Origin of the sequence: Pectobacterium sp. F1-1 (genome assembly GCF_025643735.1) — a bacterium.
Taxonomy (GTDB): Bacteria; Pseudomonadota; Gammaproteobacteria; order Enterobacterales; family Enterobacteriaceae; genus Pectobacterium; species Pectobacterium colocasium.
The window spans coordinates 1,727,402-1,747,787 of record NZ_CP104733.1 but is presented as its reverse complement, the minus strand read 5'-3'; the positions used below and the strand labels follow the sequence as shown (position 1 = coordinate 1,747,787).

19 protein-coding genes, 2 tRNA genes and 4 pseudogenes are annotated in these 20,386 nt (G+C 52.1%); 9 read left to right on the top strand and 16 right to left on the bottom strand.

Annotated elements, in window-relative coordinates; genetic code table 11:
* The first annotated feature begins 299 nt into the window (after positions 1 to 299).
* From moeA to NAL19_RS07635, 3 genes are all read left to right on the top strand, one after another.
* Positions 300 to 1,535, top strand: a complete 1,236-nt coding sequence (gene moeA, locus NAL19_RS07645) for a molybdopterin molybdotransferase MoeA (protein WP_263059309.1) — start codon at positions 300 to 302, stop codon at positions 1,533 to 1,535.
* A gap of 2 nt (positions 1,536 to 1,537) precedes the next feature.
* Positions 1,538 to 2,326, top strand: coding sequence for a molybdopterin-synthase adenylyltransferase MoeB (gene moeB, locus NAL19_RS07640; protein WP_263059308.1), 789 nt, complete (start codon positions 1,538 to 1,540; stop codon positions 2,324 to 2,326).
* Between the two features lie 70 nt (positions 2,327 to 2,396).
* A complete protein-coding gene (locus tag NAL19_RS07635) occupies positions 2,397 to 2,996 on the top strand; it encodes a nitroreductase family protein (RefSeq protein ID WP_225087665.1) in 600 nt (199 codons plus the stop codon).
* Positions 2,997 to 3,219: 223 nt separating this feature from the next.
* Here the strand turns inward: NAL19_RS07635 and NAL19_RS07630 are convergent, their stop codons facing one another.
* From NAL19_RS07630 to NAL19_RS07615, 3 genes and pseudogenes are all read right to left on the bottom strand, one after another.
* Positions 3,220 to 4,134 carry a lipid kinase gene (locus tag NAL19_RS07630; RefSeq protein ID WP_225087664.1) on the bottom strand — a complete coding sequence of 305 codons (915 nt, stop codon included), beginning with the start codon at positions 4,132 to 4,134 and terminating at the stop codon, positions 3,220 to 3,222.
* Positions 4,135 to 4,466: 332 nt separating this feature from the next.
* Positions 4,467 to 5,201 (bottom strand): annotated as a pseudogene (locus tag NAL19_RS07625) (GntR family transcriptional regulator).
* Between the two features lie 212 nt (positions 5,202 to 5,413).
* Positions 5,414 to 6,257: pseudogene (locus NAL19_RS07615) on the bottom strand (IS5 family transposase).
* An 84-nt stretch (positions 6,258 to 6,341) separates the two neighbouring features.
* Between NAL19_RS07615 and NAL19_RS07610 the strand changes: the two are divergent.
* Positions 6,342 to 6,815: pseudogene (locus NAL19_RS07610) on the top strand (3-carboxy-cis,cis-muconate cycloisomerase); the annotation flags it as partial.
* A gap of 147 nt (positions 6,816 to 6,962) precedes the next feature.
* On the top strand, positions 6,963 to 8,384 hold the full coding sequence (locus NAL19_RS07605) for an anion permease (RefSeq protein ID WP_263059305.1): 1,422 nt from the start codon (positions 6,963 to 6,965) through the stop codon (positions 8,382 to 8,384).
* 90 nt (positions 8,385 to 8,474) lie between these two features.
* On the opposite strand, the gene NAL19_RS07600 is transcribed toward NAL19_RS07605, so the two are convergent.
* Complete coding sequence (locus tag NAL19_RS07600; RefSeq protein ID WP_225087661.1) at positions 8,475 to 8,642, bottom strand: YqaE/Pmp3 family membrane protein; 168 nt, start codon at positions 8,640 to 8,642, stop codon at positions 8,475 to 8,477.
* 442 nt (positions 8,643 to 9,084) lie between these two features.
* On the opposite strand from NAL19_RS07600, the gene NAL19_RS07595 reads away from it, so the two are divergent.
* The gene (locus tag NAL19_RS07595; protein ID WP_263059304.1) at positions 9,085 to 9,681 is read left to right on the top strand and encodes a YolA family protein; all 597 of its coding nucleotides are present in this window, start codon (positions 9,085 to 9,087) and stop codon (positions 9,679 to 9,681) included.
* A gap of 194 nt (positions 9,682 to 9,875) precedes the next feature.
* On the opposite strand, the gene NAL19_RS07590 is transcribed toward NAL19_RS07595, so the two are convergent.
* Positions 9,876 to 10,355 (bottom strand): hypothetical protein, encoded by a 480-nt coding sequence (locus NAL19_RS07590; protein WP_263059303.1) that lies wholly within the window; start codon positions 10,353 to 10,355, stop codon positions 9,876 to 9,878.
* 243 nt (positions 10,356 to 10,598) lie between these two features.
* Between NAL19_RS07590 and NAL19_RS07585 the strand changes: the two genes are divergently transcribed.
* Entirely contained in the window at positions 10,599 to 10,985 is a 387-nt protein-coding gene (locus NAL19_RS07585) for a lysozyme inhibitor LprI family protein (protein ID WP_263059680.1), read from the top strand.
* 57 nt (positions 10,986 to 11,042) lie between these two features.
* Here the strand turns inward: NAL19_RS07585 and NAL19_RS07580 are convergent.
* Positions 11,043 to 11,132, bottom strand: a tRNA-Ser gene (locus tag NAL19_RS07580).
* 109 nt (positions 11,133 to 11,241) lie between these two features.
* Here NAL19_RS07580 and mtfA point away from each other — a divergent pair.
* Together mtfA and NAL19_RS07570 are read left to right on the top strand one after the other, a co-directional pair.
* The gene (gene mtfA / locus NAL19_RS07575; RefSeq protein ID WP_263059302.1) at positions 11,242 to 12,039 is read left to right on the top strand and encodes a DgsA anti-repressor MtfA; all 798 of its coding nucleotides are present in this window, start codon (positions 11,242 to 11,244) and stop codon (positions 12,037 to 12,039) included.
* Between the two features lie 110 nt (positions 12,040 to 12,149).
* A tRNA-Asn gene (locus NAL19_RS07570) sits at positions 12,150 to 12,225 on the top strand.
* Positions 12,226 to 12,418: 193 nt separating this feature from the next.
* Here the strand turns inward: NAL19_RS07570 and NAL19_RS07565 are convergent.
* From NAL19_RS07565 to NAL19_RS07520, 10 genes and pseudogenes are all read right to left on the bottom strand, one after another.
* Positions 12,419 to 13,227 (bottom strand): annotated as a pseudogene (locus tag NAL19_RS07565) (IS5 family transposase).
* Between the two features lie 92 nt (positions 13,228 to 13,319).
* A complete protein-coding gene (locus tag NAL19_RS07560; RefSeq protein ID WP_263059301.1) occupies positions 13,320 to 14,279 on the bottom strand; it encodes a YbgA family protein in 960 nt (319 codons plus the stop codon).
* Positions 14,280 to 14,292: 13 nt separating this feature from the next.
* The gene (locus tag NAL19_RS07555) at positions 14,293 to 14,820 is read right to left on the bottom strand and encodes a DUF3833 domain-containing protein (RefSeq protein WP_263059300.1); all 528 of its coding nucleotides are present in this window, start codon (positions 14,818 to 14,820) and stop codon (positions 14,293 to 14,295) included.
* A complete protein-coding gene (locus tag NAL19_RS07550; RefSeq protein WP_263059299.1) occupies positions 14,817 to 15,344 on the bottom strand; it encodes a hypothetical protein in 528 nt (175 codons plus the stop codon). Before NAL19_RS07550 ends, NAL19_RS07555 begins: the two co-directional genes overlap by 4 nt.
* Positions 15,341 to 15,826, bottom strand: coding sequence for a DUF2878 domain-containing protein (locus NAL19_RS07545; RefSeq protein ID WP_263059298.1), 486 nt, complete (start codon positions 15,824 to 15,826; stop codon positions 15,341 to 15,343). The genes NAL19_RS07550 and NAL19_RS07545 overlap by 4 nt, the downstream gene beginning before the upstream one ends.
* Positions 15,823 to 17,043 (bottom strand): SAM-dependent methyltransferase, encoded by a 1,221-nt coding sequence (locus NAL19_RS07540; RefSeq protein WP_263059297.1) that lies wholly within the window; start codon positions 17,041 to 17,043, stop codon positions 15,823 to 15,825. The genes NAL19_RS07545 and NAL19_RS07540 overlap by 4 nt, the downstream gene beginning before the upstream one ends.
* Complete coding sequence (locus NAL19_RS07535) at positions 17,040 to 17,777, bottom strand: DUF1365 domain-containing protein (RefSeq protein ID WP_263059296.1); 738 nt, start codon at positions 17,775 to 17,777, stop codon at positions 17,040 to 17,042. The genes NAL19_RS07540 and NAL19_RS07535 overlap by 4 nt, the downstream gene beginning before the upstream one ends.
* Before the next feature lies 1 nt (position 17,778).
* On the bottom strand, positions 17,779 to 19,041 hold the full coding sequence (locus tag NAL19_RS07530; RefSeq protein ID WP_263059295.1) for an NAD(P)/FAD-dependent oxidoreductase: 1,263 nt from the start codon (positions 19,039 to 19,041) through the stop codon (positions 17,779 to 17,781).
* Positions 19,038 to 19,757: an SDR family NAD(P)-dependent oxidoreductase gene (locus NAL19_RS07525; RefSeq protein WP_263059294.1), complete on the bottom strand. Its 720-nt coding sequence runs from the start codon at positions 19,755 to 19,757 to the stop codon at positions 19,038 to 19,040. The genes NAL19_RS07530 and NAL19_RS07525 overlap by 4 nt, the downstream gene beginning before the upstream one ends.
* Positions 19,754 to 20,188: a nuclear transport factor 2 family protein gene (locus NAL19_RS07520; protein ID WP_180743685.1), complete on the bottom strand. Its 435-nt coding sequence runs from the start codon at positions 20,186 to 20,188 to the stop codon at positions 19,754 to 19,756. The genes NAL19_RS07525 and NAL19_RS07520 overlap by 4 nt, the downstream gene beginning before the upstream one ends.
* Positions 20,189 to 20,386 lie beyond the last annotated feature (198 nt).

Below are 20,386 nucleotides of genomic sequence, written 5' to 3'. Positions count from 1 at the left end.
AAATTCGCCCATTTCTGCCCGAAATGGTTCGAGTTGTGGGCTGAAGGCCTCTGTTTTTCACCATGACCCTGCCGTTCCGTGCCTAACGAGGATTCATGCGCCAAAAGGCACATTCCTTGACCTGCATACATTCACCCCCGTTACGAACTCTGACATAATTAATAGTGGCATAGGAAACAGGTTTTCGCCCATGAACGACGTAGTGGCGGAACACTTTTTATTAATGAAACCAGACTCATTAATGAAACCAGCCTTATTGATAAAATAAACTGTATTGATGAAAAAACGGTGGAGTGAAGATGGAAAGCGTTACCTCAGGTTTACTGACTCTTGAACAAGCCCTGGAAAACATGTTTTCTCAGGTTCCTTCACTCACCGAGACAGAGTGTGTATCCCTGTTCGACGCCGCAGGCCGGATCGCCGCCCATGCCATCGCCTCTCCGATTAATGTCCCACCTTTCGCCAATTCCGCGATGGACGGTTATGCCGTACGCAGTGCGGATTTGGCCGTTGCCACGACGCTGCCGCTGGCAGGAAAAGCATTCGCTGGCGCCCCATTCACTGGTGAATGGCCTGTCGGAACCTGCATTCGCATTATGACCGGCGCGCCGATTCCCACAGGCGCCGACGCCGTCATCATGCAGGAAGAGGCTGACGTCAGCGACGGTGGCATCCGTTTCCCCCACAAGGTCAAACCCGGTCAGAATATTCGTCTGGCGGGAGAAGATATTCAGGCAGGAGCCAGCGTACTGCCTGCGGGCTGCAAGCTGGGCGTGGCGGAGCTGCCGCTGCTGGCCTCGCTGGGGATTGCGCAGATTGATGTAGTACGCCGTCTGCAAGTCGCGGTGTTTTCTACCGGTGATGAGCTGCAACCTGTCGGCAAACCGTTGGAAGACGGCCAGATTTATGACACCAACCGTTTCGCCGTCCGCCTGATGTTGGAACAACTGGGCTGCGATGTGCACGATCTGGGGATTATTCGTGACGATCCGGCGGCCTTGCGTGCCGCGTTCCATGAGGCTGATCGGCTGGCCGATCTGGTGATTAGCAGCGGCGGCGTTTCCGTTGGCGAAGCGGATTACACCAAGCAGATGCTGGATGAACTGGGCGATATCCATTTCTGGAAACTGGCGATCAAACCCGGCAAACCCTTCGCCTTCGGTAAATTGCACCATGCCTGGTTCTGCGGCCTGCCGGGAAATCCCGTTTCCGCTGCGCTGACATTCTATCAACTGGTTCAACCGCTGCTGGCGCGCCTGTCTGGCTATACGCAGTGGCACCAGCCGCCTCGCATTCGCGTCAAAACGACCAGCGCCCTGAAAAAGACGCCGGGGCGCACCGATTTCCAACGCGGCATTTTCAGCCGTAACGCTCTGGGTGAGCTGGAAGTCACAACCACCGGGCATCAGGGTTCGCACGTTTTCAGCTCTTTCAGCCTCGGTAACTGTTTCATCGTGCTTGAGCAGGATCGCGGCCATGTCGCCGCAGGCGAATGGGTCGACATCGAGCCCTTCAACGCGCTGCTGGGACACTGAGTATGTTGCCGGAACTGAGCGATGAAGAGATGCTGCGCTACAATCGACAGATTGTGCTGCGCGGCTTTGATTTTGACGGACAGGAAAAGCTCAAAGCGTCACGCCTGCTGATTGTCGGGCTGGGTGGGCTAGGCTGTGCCGCCGCACAGTATCTGGCCGCCGCTGGCGTTGGCCATTTGACGCTGCTGGACTTTGATACCGTCTCTCTGTCTAACCTGCAACGCCAGGTGCTGCATCGTGATGCCCGTATCGGTATGGCGAAGGTTGAATCGGCGCGTCTGACGCTATCCGATATGAATCCGCATCTTTCGCTCGATACCGTTGATGACGATCTTGATGACGAGACGTTGAGCGCACTGGTCAGCCAACACGACGCCGTGTTGGACTGTACCGACAATGTCGCTATTCGCAATCGTCTAAACCGCATTGGCTTTCAGCTTAAGAAGCCGCTGATCTCTGGGGCAGCGATTCGGATGGAAGGCCAACTCAGCGTCTTTACCTATCATCCTGGTGAACCTTGCTATCAGTGCCTCAGCCGTCTGTTCGGCGCCAATGCGCTAACCTGCGTCGAAGCAGGCGTGATGTCGCCGCTGGTGGGCACCATCGGAAGTTTGCAGGTAATGGAAACCATTAAACTGCTGACTGGTTACGGCAAGCTGAGCGTTGGACGACTGCTGATGTTCGATGCGATGACGCTGCAATTTCGTGAAATCATGCTGCCGAAAAACCCGCACTGCGAGGTTTGCGGCGAGCGAGGCGCAGAAGGAAAAGATACGACTCCGGCACGATAAGCCATTGAACACAGGAAAAATCGGTGACACAGTATTAAGGTTAGTCATCACGTAAACTGAGGAACACACCATGAGTAATGCTTTTTTGCAGTCAATCAAGGCTCGTCGTTCAATCTATGCCATCGGCAATAAATTACCGATATCAGAAGATCAGGTTACCGCCCTCATTACCGAAGCCGTTAATGAAAGCCCCTCCTCTTTTAATTCGCAAAGCTCACGCGTTGTGATTCTGTTCGGCGAGCAGCATCACAAACTGTGGGATATTGTTAAGCAGCAGTTGAAGAAAATTGTGCCTGCGGACGCCTTTGCTCCGACAGAAAATAAACTGGCCTCTTTCGCTGCTGGCGCGGGGACCGTCCTGTTCTTTGAAGACACCGCCGTGATTGAAGCACTACAGGAAAAATTCGCACTTTATGCCGATAACTTCCCAGTCTGGTCTGAACATTCAACCGGTATTGCGCAGTTTGCCGTGTGGTCTACGCTGGCACAGGAAAAAATTGGTGCCTCTCTCCAGCACTACAATCCGCTGATTGACGATGATGTGAAAGCACAGTGGAAGCTGCCAGCCAGTTGGAAGCTGCGTGCTCAAATGCCATTTGGCTCCATCGAGCAACCAGCTGGTGAGAAAACCTATATTTCGTTTGAAGAACGTTTCCGCGTATTTAAATAATTCGCTGACTCATTCTTTATAAACAAACAGGGACACCATGCGGTGTCCCTGTTTCAAACTGCTGACAAACCTATTTATTGAACGAGAACGGGAGTAACGGAATAGAAGAGTAAAGCGTTTGCGCCAGGGATGGCGCAATCCGAGCGTACAGGGATGTATTTACAGCGTCTTTACGATCTATCCGTTACTACCGCCATACGGACTTTGCCAGCAACCTCAAATTTTAATCAGGCACCGGTGGCGCAAAAACCTGAATCGCCTTTTCTCTGATTCCGAATACCGCTGGCGTTTTGCCAATCAGCTCGCCATCCGCATTGATATCGTGCGGCTTCGGGGTACTTAACGTCAGCTGTCTGGCGGAAAAGGCGCGAACCTTGCGCCAGCGGCCATGCGTTCCCTTGCGGATAAAAGGAATCAGCGCCACCATTTCCCACCAGTGAGACACCTCCAGGCTGTACACATCCAGCCGACCATCATCGGGCGCGGCGCTGTCTGCTACCGCCATACCACCACCATAGAAACGGCCGTTCCCCACCGACACCTGCACGGTTCTCACCCGTTCTTTAATGCCGTCATGCTCGATCTCAACGCGGAAAGGACGGCTTTGCTTCAAGAGCTTAAAGGCCGCCAGCGCATAGCCTAATGTTCCCCAGCGTTTCTTGGATTTCGCCGACAACCCGCGTGCCAATGCCGCAGAAAACCCAATACTGGAAACGTTAAAAAACAGATGTCCGTTGACCTCGCCTAAATCAACGGCGCGCCGCTGTCCGTTGGCAATAACCTGAATCGCCTGCCGGATCTCTCTGGGGATCCCCACCGTACGGGCAAAGTCATTCGCTGTCCCTAACGGCAGCACACCCAGCGGCAAGCCGGTATCCACCAGACCGGGCGCGGCGGAGTTTAACGTCCCATCGCCACCGCCGATAATGACAAAATCCACCCGATCCGCATATGCGCGTATCATATCGCTGCATGAACCCGACGCGTTTTCATCCGGTTCGACGATGCTAATCCGGCTTTCCTGTAATAGCTGTTTCACATAGCGCGCAGAGGAATCGCCATTCCGCGCCTGCTTATTAATCAATAAAAGCGCTGTTGGGCCTGATTCCTTCACTGCTGAATAATGGCTCATGGTCATTCACCCAACGTTATTTTTTGATGAAATTTGTTTGATGAAATCTAACCATAGGGGTAATCAAACCGACAAGGGAGCTTTAACAAGCCCACAATAAAATACAAAACATTACGTTCTAACATTCTGCGCTAATACTTCCACACTGAAACCACTATACTGAACCCTACGAGTCAGCAATACCTTTGCCCGTTTTGTTAAGCCGTTATTCCAGTAACACAGGCACCACTATTAAGTGGTAAGCACACAGTAGCCACAAGGCATGTGCCTGCCTTCATCATGCAGGCACATGTCGACAGGAAATAGTCACCGTCAATCAGGCATTGACCGGATTATGCTCAGTTTCGTGTTTGGCGTTTCAGCGTAATAGAACAGGTATATCGGTCCGCCGGATGAATCGATACCGTGGTTTCAAAGACGTTCCCCGAGCGGTCCAGATAATGGCGAACTATTTTTAATGCCGGATAGCCTGCGTCAACACCCAGCGTTTTCGCTATCTTGGCCGGCACGCCAACAGCAGAAATCGTCTGGCGCACTTCTTCACCCTGCACGCCGTAATGCTTTTCAATCAAATCGCTAATCAGAGCAAACGGATCGCTGCGTACCAGACTTTTGACCTTGGCATAATCCGGGCTAACGTAGCTGTCAGTCCAGCATATTGGGGCGTCTTTTTTCTCGCTGTCTTCACGAATGCTGGCAATATGCAGCCAGCGATCGCCCGGTTTGCCACCAATAATCTGTGCCAGCTCGACATCCGCCACGACTTCATCAATCTTCTTCACTACGCGCAGGTTGGTTTTTGCCAGCACGAACAAATCTTCAAGACTGGCCAGAGGATGATTACGTTCACGCTTTTCATCATTATCGACCACAACGGAACCGACCCCCTTGCGACGAGAGACTAACCCCGCCTACGTCAGATCGCGCAGTGCCTACCTGACAGTATGTCGGCTCACTTGATACTGCTCACAGAGCTCCAGCTCGGAGGGGATCAACGACCCCGCCGGATATTTGCCTAATGTAATGTTTTGGCTGAGTTCACGGGCAATGCGCTTATACAAGGGTTCTTTCATCGGCTCACGCTCTTAATCAATATTGATGCCCTGCATCACAAAATGACATTCAACCGCCCCCTAACTTGTCCGTACATGTTGTTATATGCACGGCATGTACGGACATTTAAACATGTCCATATATTTGACCTTTCAGGCCATGCCGCGACAAAGGTAAGCTCGTTTTATCTTATCGCGGATATGGTCTGCATCTTATCACTAGGCTGTGTCCCTTAACTTAACAGTCGTTTCAAAAATAACCGGATCGCCCCCAGTTTAAGCATACTCAGATAATTTCTTGCTGTTTTTTCTGAGCGTGTAGCGATGCGACGATTTTCCTTTAATCCCGCAAAGCAGCGCTCCACAACATTGCGTTTTTTGTACAACCGGCTATTGAGTTTTCTGCGTCTATCCTGACTGGCTTTCTCATTCCGTTTAAAAGGGATGACTGACTTTATTCCCTTAACCTTCAAATAAATACGAAGACTTTTCCCTGAGTATCCCTTATCCGCCAGTACAGCTTTTGGACGCGATTTCAGGCACCCACTTTTACGAATAACACCAACTCGGTTGAGCAGGTCTTTTGCATACTGGCTTTCGTGGGCTTGCCCACCGCTCAGACAGAAACTTAATGGCAATCCGGTGCCATCTGTCGCCAGATGGATCTTGGTGCCAAAGCCGCCGCGAGAGCGACCCAGCCCATGATCGTCGAGTTCATCGGGATGTTTTTTTTAGCTCCTGCAGCGGCTTTCAGGGCTCGAATATTGCTGCCATCAAGCGCAATGACATCCCAGTCAATCAGTGATTTTTCATCCAGAATTTGAAGTAGCTTATTGAAAAGGCTGTTCATTATTCCGGTTTTTGACCACCGGTTAAAGCGGTTATAAATCGTTTTCCAGTGACCATAGCGTTCGGGTAAATCCCTCCACGGCGCTCCAGAACAAAGAACCCAAAATATTCCATTCATGACATGCCTGTGCGCAAGATAAGGCCGCCCCCTTTAGCAGAACCTCTCTCAGGTGGCAGCATCGGTGCAATCAGAAACCATGCATCATCAGGGAAATCGTAACGAGCCAAATTGAAGGACTTTTTGTGGTTAAACTATGCTTCGTATTGTACAAAAAATAGTTACGGGACACAGCCTAATACTTTCGCTTCAGGCTGGCCTGCGCCAAAGGTGTTCGCCAACAGGCCGGGTTGATGCTGGATGCAATGGTGCAGGACCTGGAACGCGCTACAGGCCCCTGGCACGCAGAGTGGATTGCCATCCCGGAAAGTTTCCTTCTTTCCGCGGGTGCGCTCAATCAGGCCAAATTCATGTTAAACGGTCTGATTGTCGATGAGAAAATGATGCTGAAAAACCTCAACATGACCAACGGCCTGATTGTGGCAGAAGCCGTAATGATGGGGTTGGCACCCTATATTGGTCGTCAGGAAGCACACGACATCGTCTACGATGCCTGCCGCATCGTAAATGAAAAAGGCGGTACGCTAGCCGATGTTCTCAATGCCATGCCTGGCGTCGCCAGCCGCCTCGATCCTAAATTAATCAACGACCTGACTAACCCCGTCAATTATTTGGGGAGCGCCCCTGAAATGGTGGATCAGGTATTAAATAAAACGGAAAGAAAATAATAATCACCGGTGATTATCCGGTATCACCCTTATTAACAGACTGAGTTCAAGACGTTCCCAGACGCTAGATAATAGCGCTTCTGGGCAGGCCCTCTGTTGCCGGGAATGATGGCGGATAACCATGATTTGCACGATTAAGGAGGCATTATGTCATCCGAATCATCCACCAAGAAAAAAATAGTCGCGTCTATTATTCCTCTCCTGCTGGGCCTGATTATCTGGTTTTCTCCGGTTCCCGGTGGCCTTACGCCACAGGCATGGCATATGTTCGCGATTTTTGCCGCCACCATTGCCGCAATACTGACGCAGCCGCTGCCGTCGGGCGCCATTATGCTGCTTGTCCTTTGCGTGACCATCTTCACCGGCACCTTAACCGAAGCCAAAGCGCTGGCCGGTTTTTCCAGGGGCATCGTCTGGCTCATCTTTTGTGCCTATATTCTTTCTCTGGGTTTTGTGACATCTGGATTAGGAAAACGCATCGCCTACAAAATGCTGTCGCTATTCGGCGGAAGCAGCCTGGGGATCGCGTATTCACTGGGCGTTTCCGATCTCATCATGGCGCCCGCCATGCCATCCGTCACGGCGCGTTCGGGGGGAATTATCTTTCCTATCGCGCGTTCCATTAATGAAGTATTAGGCTCAACACCCGGCGTTAGCGGTAAAAAGATCGGGGACTTCCTGATCATGGTCTGCTTTCAGTTTACCCCGATCACCGGTGCAATATTCCTCACCGGCATGGCCGCCAACCCGCTCGTTGGCAGCCTGGCGAAAACCTCACTAGGCGTGGATATCACCTGGGGCGGCTGGTTTGTTGCCGCCGTCGTGTCCGCCATGTGTTGTTTCTGCCTGATGCCGCTGCTGGTTTACAAAATACTGAATCCGGAACTGAAAAAAACGCCAGAAGCCAAAGAGATGGGACGTCGGTCACTGGCGGAATTGGGAAGCATGAAACCAGCAGAGAAAAAAGTAGCCTTTGGCTTTGTTCTCGCGCTACTTGGCTGGGGAACCAGCCTTGTCACCGGTTTCTCTGCCACTTCCGTCGGGCTGGCATTGGTCGCCTACCTGTTCGTGACGCAAGCCGTACAGTGGAAAGAGGTTCTTAACGATCGCTCCGCCTGGGATACCGTCATCTGGTTTAGCGTCATTATCAGCCTCGCCGCAGGGCTGTCTGACCTTGGTTTCATTAAATGGATGACCGTTAAGTTGGGTAACTCCATACAAGGTTTCGGCGCGATGGAAACCTTTGTGATTCTTGGCATCCTGTATATTTATGTGCACTATCTGTTTGCTACCGCCTCTGGCCACGTGGCCGCACTCTATGCGCCCTTCGCCGCCACTGCGATAGCCGCGGGTGCACCGCCCATGATGGTCGCCATCTGTTTTGGCATTTTTAGCAACCTGATGTGGGGAAATACCGAGTACGGCGGCGGCCCTGGCCCTATCTATTTTGCTCAGGGATATTTTGAGCGGCATCGTTTCTATAAAATCAACTTCTGCATCGTCACGTTTAATGTCGCCCTGATCTTTATCGTCGGCTTAGCGTGGTGGAAACTGATTGGCTATTATTAATCGCCTGCCCTACCCATACGCAAAAAATCAGGGGAGGCTCGTTGCCTCCCCCGTTATTTCATCATAATCGTCGGTCAGACTCTCCAGCCATTACAGGCCATCGTCTTTCGTCTGAACCCAAAACGCATGCACCAGCCCAGGAAAATAGCCTAACAGCGTTAGGATAATGTTCAGAATAAATGCCCCACCAATACCTTTCCCCAATAACACGCCCAGCGGTGGAAGAACAATAGTAAAAACGATGCGCCAAAATCCCATATCAACCTCCGTAACGTGATGATTACTTATGAAACTAGCTCAGGGTCCGGGATTTGTCAGTATTCACCAAAACAATTGAGATTAATCTTTGCTGAGAAAATGAAGGCCTGTGCTTCAGAACACCAGAACCGCACTGTCATCCATCAGAGCATTGTCTCATGATACTTACTCATGTTTGAGTCCATGGATAAGATGACCGAACACGCTACGCCACGTATTACCTCTCCTCATTATTAATTCAACCAATTATTCATAATAATAAGAAAAACCTTCAAGATATATTTATTGAAATACATAGCAGAGAAAAAACAACTCTATTAATAATTAATCACGCTCTGGATTTATATTTCCTGAATACCTTGAAAAACCGATTTAACTTTCTAAACTTAATCGCGATGCAAGGACTTGCATCTAAAAACAGCAATTAACATTGGAGATTGTTATGAAAAAGAAATTTGCATTTCCTTTATTATTTTCACTGACTACAATTTTCAGCGCGTATGCTTATTCAGAAACATCCAGCCTTAATGATAAAGAAGGCCCGCCAGTTAAACTTACCGAAACAGCCTTCGCCCAACTTGATGGAAGCAACAGCGTATTATCCATTTCAGAAACAGGAGAGGCCCCCGCACAAACCGGTGCACTGCGGGCACCAGCGCCACCGCTGAGCCGGCTTGCTATCTATGCTGTCGGTTCATCAAACTGCAATTGGGAATATATGACCACTGTTGGTCAATTTTCAACAACGTGCGATCACGGAGGAGCACAGCTTCGCGTTGCCGTACAGGAAATTGGCTATGGCGGTAATGCGATTGCCTGGATGAACTCTGGCCAATTAGCAAATTCTAAAAATTACCAGAATGATTCTATTTGTGTCGTAGGGACATCTTACGTTTTCCCTTGTCCCGTTGGTGGCACAGTGGTTGGTTGGATGAAATATTACAACCTTGACGGCTCGCAGAACGGTATATTTAAATTCCAGGACACCTCAATCAACGCTCCCTGGAATACACTGTACACTCAGATCAGCATTAAATAATCTCTTTCCGTTCCCATCAATACGTCCCCATCAATAAATAAAGGCCAATTCACACTTTAATGCTGTTCACTTAAATATGGATTTAGGGGGAAACACGGTGATGAGGTTCCCGCAGGGATACCTCGCACCGTGGTAGCCCCCGGTATCTCGATCTTTAAACGATCGGCATTACAATTCACGCTTGGCCTTTTTCATTACGCGAACATATTAACCTTTACGGCTTTATCCTGAAAACGAAGCAACGCATCAGCAGCGCGTTGCAGGTTTTCTGCGCTCGCCCTTTCATTACGTGATAGCGCGCCGTCAATCCCTTCCTGAATTTTGGAGAACACGTTCATAGGCTGCGGCGATGAAGCGGGCGCGGTGCCATCGTAAACGACTTTAGACAGCGCGGTAGGAGCCATGAATCCCAACAATGGTGACGATTCGTCGAGATCCATCTGTCCACTTTGGATCAGGTTATTTACAACCTCGGTCAACGCTTGTGGCGTCATATTCGTGAAATCGTATTTCTTAATCTGAGCAGCAAAGGTGGCCGCGTTATTGGCTCTCACTTCCTGCGTTTTTTCAGCTAAAACAGCAGCAAACGAGGCTTGATTACCAGCCTGAGCCGTTGAGTTGGCGATCGAAGCGCGATGCGCAAAGAGGCCATTCTCTCCAGTCTCAATTTTCATATCCTTCCCTCCCGGTCGTAGTGAATAGTCAATGCATCCAAGCAAACGATATGTCAGCGCATTCAGTATAGGATTGTCGATGAAAATATCCCTATTTGATCGGAGGAATATCACCGTAAACGTCAACCTGCTCAAATGATCAGCGATACCGTAGCGTCCTCCCCACTCAGTTTATATGCAGCGAACAGCATGGCTGGATATAATCAATATTCATGCGTAGTGTCTGTTTATAAAGGATAAAGAATAAAAAAATTCGCTATTGCCCTCTTTGTTCTACTGCCCCTGGCTCAAGCCGCGGCAGCAGACTGTGGCTACGCCAGCACACAGCTAGACATGAGCCAATGTGCGGCTGATGAGTATAAAAAAGTGGATGGCGAACTTAATCGACTCTATCAGGATGTCGTCAAACGCCTGGTGATTGAAGAACACAAGGCATTGCTCAAGTCAGCCCAGAGAAAATGGATCGCGTACCGCGACGCTGACTGTGAGTTTCAGACCTTCCCGACAACCGGAGGATCGGTGCATGGCATGGTGTATTCCCAGTGCCTGACGCAGAAAACCGCCGAGCGCGTAACAGAATTCAAAAGCATGCTACGTTGTAAAGAAGGGGATTTGAGCTGCCCACTTTAAGCCACTGCCAAGTGTGGAAAGCGTCACAGACTAAACGCGCGGTAAGTGTTTGAATAGTGGCGGAGAGAGGGGGATTTGAACCCCCGGTAGAGTTGCCCCTACTCCAGTTTTCGAGACTGGTCCGTTCAGCCGCTCCGGCATCTCTCCGTTTAGCAGTTGCCATGATGCCCGCTTTTACGGCATGTTAACAACGAGTTAGTTTAACAACACACGCCCTCGCCTTTAAATTCAAGTGACGACTGAACGAGCAATAACGATGATTAAATGGCCATGGAAAAACACTCAACCTCAGGTGCAGACACTTGAACACTGGCAAGCTGCGGTCTCCATCCCACTTCTCGCCCCCTTAACCGATGAAGAACTTCAGCAGTTGGTCGCACTTGCCGATCAGTTTCTGAAGCAAAAACGCCTGATTCCGTTGCAGGAGCTAGTGTTAACGGAAATCATGCAGCAACGCATCGCCCTGTTGTTTTCCCTGCCGGTCTTGTCGCTGGGAATGGATGCGCTGGATGGTTTCCACGAAGTTCTGGTTTATCCCGGCCCGTTTATTGTCGAAGAAGAGTGGCAGGACGACATCGGACTCGTGCATACGGGGAAAATGGTACAGTCCGGGCAAAGCTGGGATCAGGGGCCGATTGTCATCAACTGGCAAGAAGTGCAAGACTCTTTCGATCTCTCCGGTTTCAACCTCATCATTCATGAAGTCGCACACAAGCTGGATATTCGCAGCAGCGGCGAAGCAACTGGCGTTCCCCTAATTCCCCTGCGCGATATTGCTGTCTGGGAACAACATCTGCGTGGCGCGATGGATGCTTTGCAGGAAGAGATTGATCTGGTCGGTGAAGACGCCACCAGTATGGATCCCTATGCCGCCCACGATCCGGCAGAGTGCTTTGCGGTGCTGTCGGAATACTTCTTCAGCGCCCCCGAACTTCTCGACGATCGTTTCCCCGACCTGTACCTCTGCTTTCAAAAATTCTATCGACAAGATCCGCTCGCCCGCCTAAAAAACTGGCAAAGCAGCGTCAACTACCGTGCACCATCCATCTACTAACTCATAAAAAAACAGCGAATTGTACATAGCCTAGGCAGTCAGACAATAAAGCTGATTTTGCCGTTGACAGTACCGCAGGTGGCGGATATTATGCGCCCCGTTCACACGATTCCTCTGTAGTTCAGTCGGTAGAACGGCGGACTGTTAATCCGTATGTCACTGGTTCGAGTCCAGTCAGAGGAGCCAATTTAAAGAAAGCAGACGTTCACTGACGTCTGCTTTTTTGCTTTTTATCAATTGGTTATCCCCTTCTTCAGGTTCGCCCTCGTTCACTAAAAAACACTCGAAACCATACACTTTTGCTGGTAAAAATACTGGTAAAGCTGGTTCGATTTCGTTTTTACCAACAATCGGAGGGAACCGTCATGTCACTTAGAGCCTATCCCAATAGGATTTTATTCCAGACAATAATGCCGCAGGAAAAATGCAGCATCGCCTCATCGTTTTCGACTTTTTTCTCCCAACGAGTCTGAAGCCGACGGAAGCGATTCATCCAACTGTGCGTTCTCTCCACAACCCACCGACGGGCTTTGTAATTTATATTCTCTTTGCTGGCATCGGATTCTTCCTTACGCGACTCGATATGCGGTTCATAACGCCGATTTTTCAGTTCGCTTTCCAGCCATTCCGCGTCATACCCCTTATCCAGACAGATATTGAGCCTTCTGCCGAGCCTGCCCGTCTGGAGGGCATCAAGGGTATCTGTGACTAACCTGATATCGTGGGTATTCGCCCCTGCGACAACCAGAGAGAGCGGTAGCCCGTTCCCATCGGTCATCAGACTACACTTTACCCCCTGTTTCCCCCGGTCCGTGGGATTGCGGCCTGTTTTTTTGAGCCTGCCAGCGGGGATTTTGTCATACAGCCGTCCATCGACAACCATGACCAGTCAATGACTTTCAGTTGTTCACTGACCATCAATCCGTTCTGCCAGAAACGCTCAAAAACCCCCGCTGCGCGCCATTCCTGAAAGCGGCGGTGTGCGGAACTCGACGAACAGATCCCCGTTTAATTCAGTGCGTTCCACTGGCATCCGGTGCGTAGCACAAAGAAAATGGCGTCCATAGCAGCCCGGTCATCAACACGCTTTCGGTGCATTCCCAGTGGATGGTTAGTTTTATGTTCAGGAATAAGCGGCGCTATTTTTTCCCAGAGTTCATCACTAATCCGCCACGTGCTGCCAGTCATGCTACGTCCTCAAAAATTCTCAGTTACTTATAATTGGGATAGGCTCTAAGTAACCTTTGCCCCATTTATCATGCCCTTTCCCTCTTTCTCCCTCAGTGAACCGGAAGGCGAAGACCCAAACTCTGCGGATAAGGGTCAAAGTAATTTTGAGTTAGCAGATAGCGGTCAGGGTATTCGGCCAGATAGTGCTTCAGTAGCGTAAGTGGGGCGAGGATGGGTAACAGTCCATCGCGATAGTGCAGGATCACCTCACGCAGTTCACCACGCTGACGGAGAGTCAACTGATTACGGAAATAACCCTGAATATGCATTAGCACGTTGGTGTGATTTTTCCGCGAAGCGGGTTTCTTCAGGATTGTCATCAGTTTTTCGCGATAGGCCACAAAGAAATCATCCAGGTCTTCCCATTCATGCAGCGACGCGACAAACGGCCCGATCTCACGGTAGCCCGCCTGGTGATGTGCCAGCAGTTGAAGTTTATAGCGGCTGTGGAAGTCAAGCAGCGCGCGCCGCGTGAGGCCGTTGGTACGCAAAGTGTTCAGCTCATGCAGGGCGAAAACACGCTCGACAAAGTTCTCCCGCAGCACCGGATCGTGCAGGCGACCATCTTCTTCAACCGGTAACCACGGGTATTTCTCCAGTAATGAAGCGGTAAAAAGACCAACCCCCTCTTTACGCCCGCGATTGCCTTTTTCGTCATACAGCCGCACGCGCTCCATACCGCAGCTCGGCGATTTGGCACAGACGATAAAACCCGACAGTTGATCCAAACGTGAAAGGTAAGTCTCGGCGAAGCCAGCCATTTTCTCCGTTACATCGTCGTGTGGAGCATGACTGAAGCGCATGCGGATGTCGCCTTCCGCCGTCTGTACCAGACGCAGAGCCGGACGGGGCACGGGCAGGCCGATGGACATCTCCGGGCAGACGGGTTTGAAGGTCACCCACTGCGCCAGGTCATCCATGACGAAGTTCATCCGTTTGTGCCCACCGTCAAACCGTACGGCTGAGCCGGTTAAACATCCGCTGATCCCAATGACGGGTTGAATAGTCATGGCACGCCCCTCTTTACTGCGTATTTCGGGTGAAGAAAAGCGTGACCGTCCCAACAGTGATCCCGAATTTCTTCATCTCTGTCTTATTAAAAAGATGCGTGCCATCCTGTAGGTACATCCAGTCATCAAAGTGTAACAGCCAGGTACGGCCGTCAGCTTTAACGTTCATACTGTAACGCCAGTTAAAAGCATTGCCCGCAGCCTGACCTGTCGCTACACCTTCAATATCGCCCGCAGCGCCCTCGTAGCGATCGGCAGCGATGCGCCGGATATGCCACACGCGCTGCTGTTGCTCACCATCGTCATAGACGAAATGCTCGTTAAGCATCAGCGTGTCACCGATGACGTTACCGGTGATATCGACGTGGAAGCGACGCAGTTGTTTACCGCTGCGATCCTGCACCATGCCCCACGCTTCGGTTTTCCCCTGAAAATACTGGAAGATATCTAGCGACGGCTGTTGGTGTCGGTAGTCAGTAACCTCTGTGCTGCATCCTGTCAGCATTACCAGCATCAGGCACAGTGTCATAATACGTTTCATTTTTTACCTCCGATCAACTGCTGACGCAGTTCGGGATATTGCGTGCGAGGATCGAGCCAGATGGCAAGAAAACATGTACTGAAGGTTGCAGGCTGGCTCGGACCGAGCGGGACAAAACTTTTTTGTGCCGCCGAGGCGCGGTACCAGAATTGCCCTTGCCTACCGTTAAACACAAAAGCCAGTTGCGCCCCCGGAGTGACGTCAGGCCAGAGGGAATTCAGCATACGCAGCCAGGATTCACTCTGCGGTTCGCGCGCCAGAACGCCCTGCGCCTGCCACTGATCGCGAGTGGCCTCAACCAGCTCGCCGCGATCGATATTGCGTTTGTAGGTAATAATCAACGCCTGATCCTGCTCCAGACCGTTATACCGGCCGTCCGGCGTGAGCAACTGGGAGGTATAGACGGTGAACGGCCCCCAGGTTAGGGTTGCATCACCCACTTTGCGCCAGCTTAACCAGTCGGCGGAATGAGCGACGGGCGTGATGGCCGTCAGCCACAGCAACATCAATAACGCGGTTCTCATTGTTGCTTCCCCATCAACATCTGGAAAAACAGCATCAGAATCAGCCAGCCCGACGCCATCCAACTGACGACGATGACGTCAGGTTTCAGGAAGGTCATCGCGCCCAGACGTTCACCGATGATGTACGCCACTGGCCCGCCAAAAGTCGCCATCAGCGTCAGTAGCCACACCGGCAGCGTGGTCGTGCGGGTCAGCTCAGTCCAGACGGTAGCGAACATCAACCACAGCGCCACCATCCATAGCGGCAGCATCACGTCACCGTTAAAATCGATCAGCCCCACCCACACCCAGAACGCATCAAGGCCGCTCCCCGCCGCAGCGAGCAGGAGGGCATAAAGACGGTGTGCAGACGACAGCATCAGGCAGGCCAGTATCGCGAGCGCAAGCCACAAAAATAGGCCTCGTTCACGAAACAACACCACCAACGTCCAGTAGAGATCGAACGCTATTGCCATCAGAAAGACCTGCACATAGCGCTTCATACGCGCTCCGCGGTCAGTTGCACCGCACTGATAGTACGTGCATTAAATCCGGCTTCGCAGTAGCCAAAGTAGTAGAGCCACATACGACGAAACCGGTCATCAAACCCGAGCTGTTCAATATCCTGCCAGGCGTGTACAAACCGCTGCCGCCACTGTGCCAGCGTGCGAGCGTAGTCAGGCCCCATGTCGAACAGATTACGGACGACAAAATCAGTGTGTCGCATCATCAGCTCACTCATCACCGTAATGCTTGGTAAAAAACCGCCGGGGAAGATGTAGCGCTGGATAAAATCGACGCTTTTGCTGTAGTCGCGGTAGCGCTGATCCTGAATGGTGATGGCCTGAATCACCATTTTTCCTCCCGGACGCAAACGGGCCTGACAGGTGCGGAAGAAGGCTGGCAGGTAGCGTTGTCCTACCGCTTCTATCATCTCGACCGACACCAGCTTATCGAACTCGCCGGTCAGATCGCGGTAGTCACACAGCAGAACCTGCACGCGATCCTGCAACCCCGCGCGGGCAATCCGCGCTTTCGCCCAGTCGTACTGCTCCTGCGACAGCGTGGTAGTGGTGACTCGGCAGCCGTAATGACGAGCGGCGAACTCCGCCATCGCCCCCCAGCCGGTGCCGATTTCCAGCAGGTGATCGCTGGGCGTCAGCGTCAGTTGTTCACACAGACGGGTCATCTTTGCCCGCTGAGCCAGGGTAAGATCCTGCTCGTCGGCGGTGAACAGCGCACTGGAATAGAGCATTTCCTCATCGAGAAAATGTGCATAGAACTCATTGCCCAGGTCGTAATGGGCAGCGATGTTTTCCCGCGCCTGCTGCCGATGGTTGCGCCGCGTCCAATGGCGAAGCCGCTCAACCGGCCTGCCCAGCAGACGAAAGCCGCTTTCCATCTGCTCTAGCACCTTGCTGTTGAGCGCAAGAATCTGCAACAGCGGGGTGAGCTGATTCGTCTCCCACTCGCCGTCTATCCAGGCTTCAGCAGCACCGAGGCTACCGCCAGTCAGTAAACGCCAGTACACACTTGGAGCAAGGATCTGCACGTCGGCGCGCAGTGTGGCGGCAGCATCGCCAAAATGGAAAGTCTGCGCCCCTTCACGTACCGTGATCGCCCCCTCGCGGATACCACTTAGCAAACGAAAGAGCAGCCAGCGCGCGATACGAGCGTTGCGCGGGATGTCGGGTTCAAGCGCAAAGACGGGATCGGTCATGAGCGTTTACTCCTGCTGACGGGATGGTTGTACAGCGGCACACGCTTAAGCCATAGCCGCAGCGCCTGCCAATAAATAGCGAACACAGTTTTCAGCGTCATCAACGGTATACGCAGCAGAAGTGACGCCAGGTTTGCGCGCGTCAGTGGTTCACGGCGCAGCACCAACGTAGCATCGAATACTTTGGATTCCTGATGATTTTCGATATGCATATGCAGCGTTTTACCGGGGCTGTTGAAACGCCAGTGATAAACCATGTCCATCGGGTTAAAGGGAGAGACGTGGAACGCCTTTTCCAGCGGGCGGGCCTCCTGACCATCGACCGCATGACCATCGACCGCATAGTAATGGCGCTCGTTCCACGGGGTATTGCGCACCTCCGCCAGTATCCAGCGCAGGATGCCCCTATGGTCATAGCAGTAGTAAAAATTGACCGGATTAAAGTGGAACCCGAAATAGCGCAACTGGGTCAGAAGCATAATCTGGCCATCAGGTCGCTCGCCGGTCAGGCTTTCAAGCCGGTCAAGGACGTTCTCTTTGAGCGGCGTGCCAAGCGGGTAGTCCGCATCGTGGAAAGCGGCAGCGGCAAATCGGTTACGGCGGATGCCTGCCGATGGCAGCACGTCGAGTTCATCCAGATCGAGCCAGGCCATAAACATATTGTAGCGAAAATGGTGCACTTTCGGCTGGAGCCGCCGATGGCGTAAAACCCCCTGATACAGGCAACTATTCATTTCAGTTCCCCTCTCCTGCGGCGGCGATCCCCTTCACCACATCGAGTGCGCTACGTACGCCATCTTCATGAAAACCGTTGTACCAGTATGCCCCGCAATACCAGCTCCGCTGACAGCCGTTAATCTCACTGCGACGCGCCTGTGCGCGCCAGCTTCTGGGGTTAAACAGCGGGTGCTCATAGACAAAGCGCTTCCAGACATAGCGCTCGTCAATCGGTGTTTCCGGGTTCAGGGTAACGCAGAACAGGGGGCTGCCCTCTGGCAACCCTTGTAAGATATTCATGTTATAGGTGACACAGGCGCTATCCTGTTCACGCTCACTCAGGCGATAGTTCCAACTGGCCCAGGCGCGCTGGCGCACCGGCAGCCAGTGCGGGTCGCTGTGTAACACCACCTCGTTACGCTGCCAGCCGATATCCCCCAGCACCTCACGCTCGGCAGGCGTCGGCTCGTCAAGCATCGCCAATGCCTGCGCTGAGTGGCAGGCGAAAATCACCTGATCGAACGTATAGCTCGATCCCTCAAGTTGGATCTGAACGCCTCCATCGTGGCGCATCACCTTCTGCACCGGCGCGTTAAGATGGAGGGTCAGGCGATCGCCCAGTTGTGCCAGCATAGCGCGAATGTACTCCCGCGAACCACCTGGCACCACGTACCACTGCGGACGATGAGCGATATCCAGCAGACCGTGGTGCTCAAAGAAACGCAAAAATAGCGGCAGCGGGAAGCGGCGCATCTCCTGAAGCGACGACGACCAGATAGCGGCACCCATCGGCAAAATGTAATGACGGGCAAAAAAACCGCTGAAACGGTGCTGATCGAGGAAAGTCTGTAGCGTAGCGCTCTCGTCTACCTCCCCCGCCAGCGCTTCTTTTGCCAATCGATTAAAACGTACGATCGATTTAAGCAGCCCCCAGAATGTCGGATTGACAAGATTACGACGCTGAGCAAACAACGAAGCGACAGTATGACCGTTATACTCCAGACCGTTCTCTGGGTTATGCACGGAGAAGCTCATTTGCGTTTTTTGCCCACGGATACCCAACTCGCTGAGCAGGCCCATAAAACGCGGATAAGTGCGGTCGTTATAGACGATAAACCCAGTATCGATGGCATACGTCCCCTGCGGAGTGGTGACATCAACCGTAGCGGTATGCCCACCTAACGTGGGTTCAGCCTCGAAAAGCGTAACCTGATGGTGTCCGGCCAGCCGCCAGGCACAAGTCAACCCGGCGATACCGCTGCCGATAATAGCAATGTTCATGAACGCACCATCCTGCGCAGCAACGCGCGCTGAAGAAAATTAGGCAGCCCTGCCAGCAGGCGCAAAATCAGGCTGAAGCCTGTCGGGAACGCGATGTGATCTTTCCCTTTAACCAGACCACGACGGATAGCCTCCACGGCGCTGTCCACGCTCACCTGACCGGGCATGACAAAATCATTTTTGCGGGTCAATGGCGTGTCAACAAAGCCCGGCGAGACGACCGTGACAGCAATCCCTTTTGGCTCCCAATCCAGTCGCAGGCTATTGGCAAACCAGGTCAGCGCCGCTTTCGATGCACCATAAGCCTCTGCCCGTGGGAAGTGCAGCCAGTGCGCCATGGAGCTGACCAGCACCACGCGGTTTCCCGAAACCAACTGCCCCTGTAGCGCGGCCAGACAGTTTACCGGCCCCAGAACATTGGTGGTCATCACCCGTTCCACCAGCGCGGCATCCACAACGCCATGATCCAGATATTCACAGGTTCCCGCACAGAGTATGACCAAATCGGCAACACAGTTGGACAGCGCCTGACGGCAGGCCGCAGGATCGGTCATATCGAACGACCTCACCGTGATGTTTGGGCTGTATTGGTGTAACGCTTCCAGCCGGTCTGGATCTCGCCCGCAAGCGATGACGCGGTAGCCGTCATCGGCCCAGGATTTTGCGAGTCCCTCCCCTATGCCAGAGCTTGCACCCGTGATGAGGACCGTTTTCATGAACGCACTCTTCTTTTCACACCGCGCACCGCCCAACCCAGTAACGGAAGGTGTTCGTAGATCATCTCGCCGGCGTCGTAATAATCGCGCTGACGAATAATCAGATCGTCCTGAATATCCACGATTGAGCATCCCTGCAAGGTAAGTGCGTCTCCCCCAGCAACTCGCGGGTGGGCCCAGTGCATGGTCCAGGTTACGACAAAACGATGGCCGCTGCTGAGGGAAGGGTCAATGGAAAAGCGGCACTGCTCAACGTTAGCAAGCAGATGGGTGAAGTAACGCTGGATCGCAACCAGCCCCTCATGTTCACCAAACGGGTCGATAAGCGAAGCATTGGGATGATAAATCGCGGCCAGCGCCAATGGCTGCTGGGTATCCAGCTCGGTGTAGTAATCCACAAATCGGTTGATGACGGATGACAATGTGTTCATGAGTCTCACTTGGGCTTGGAACAACGTGGCGTAATCGTATAATTAAAATCTACACAATTATTTCTATTTGTCCAAGTTTCACCAGTATTATTTTTTATTTCACAATAATTTCAATTATTTATTTTAAATATGAGATTTTATTTTCTTCGAATAGGTTACCCGTCCGCCACCTTTGCAGGTGGCAGCGAAGTGAAGGAT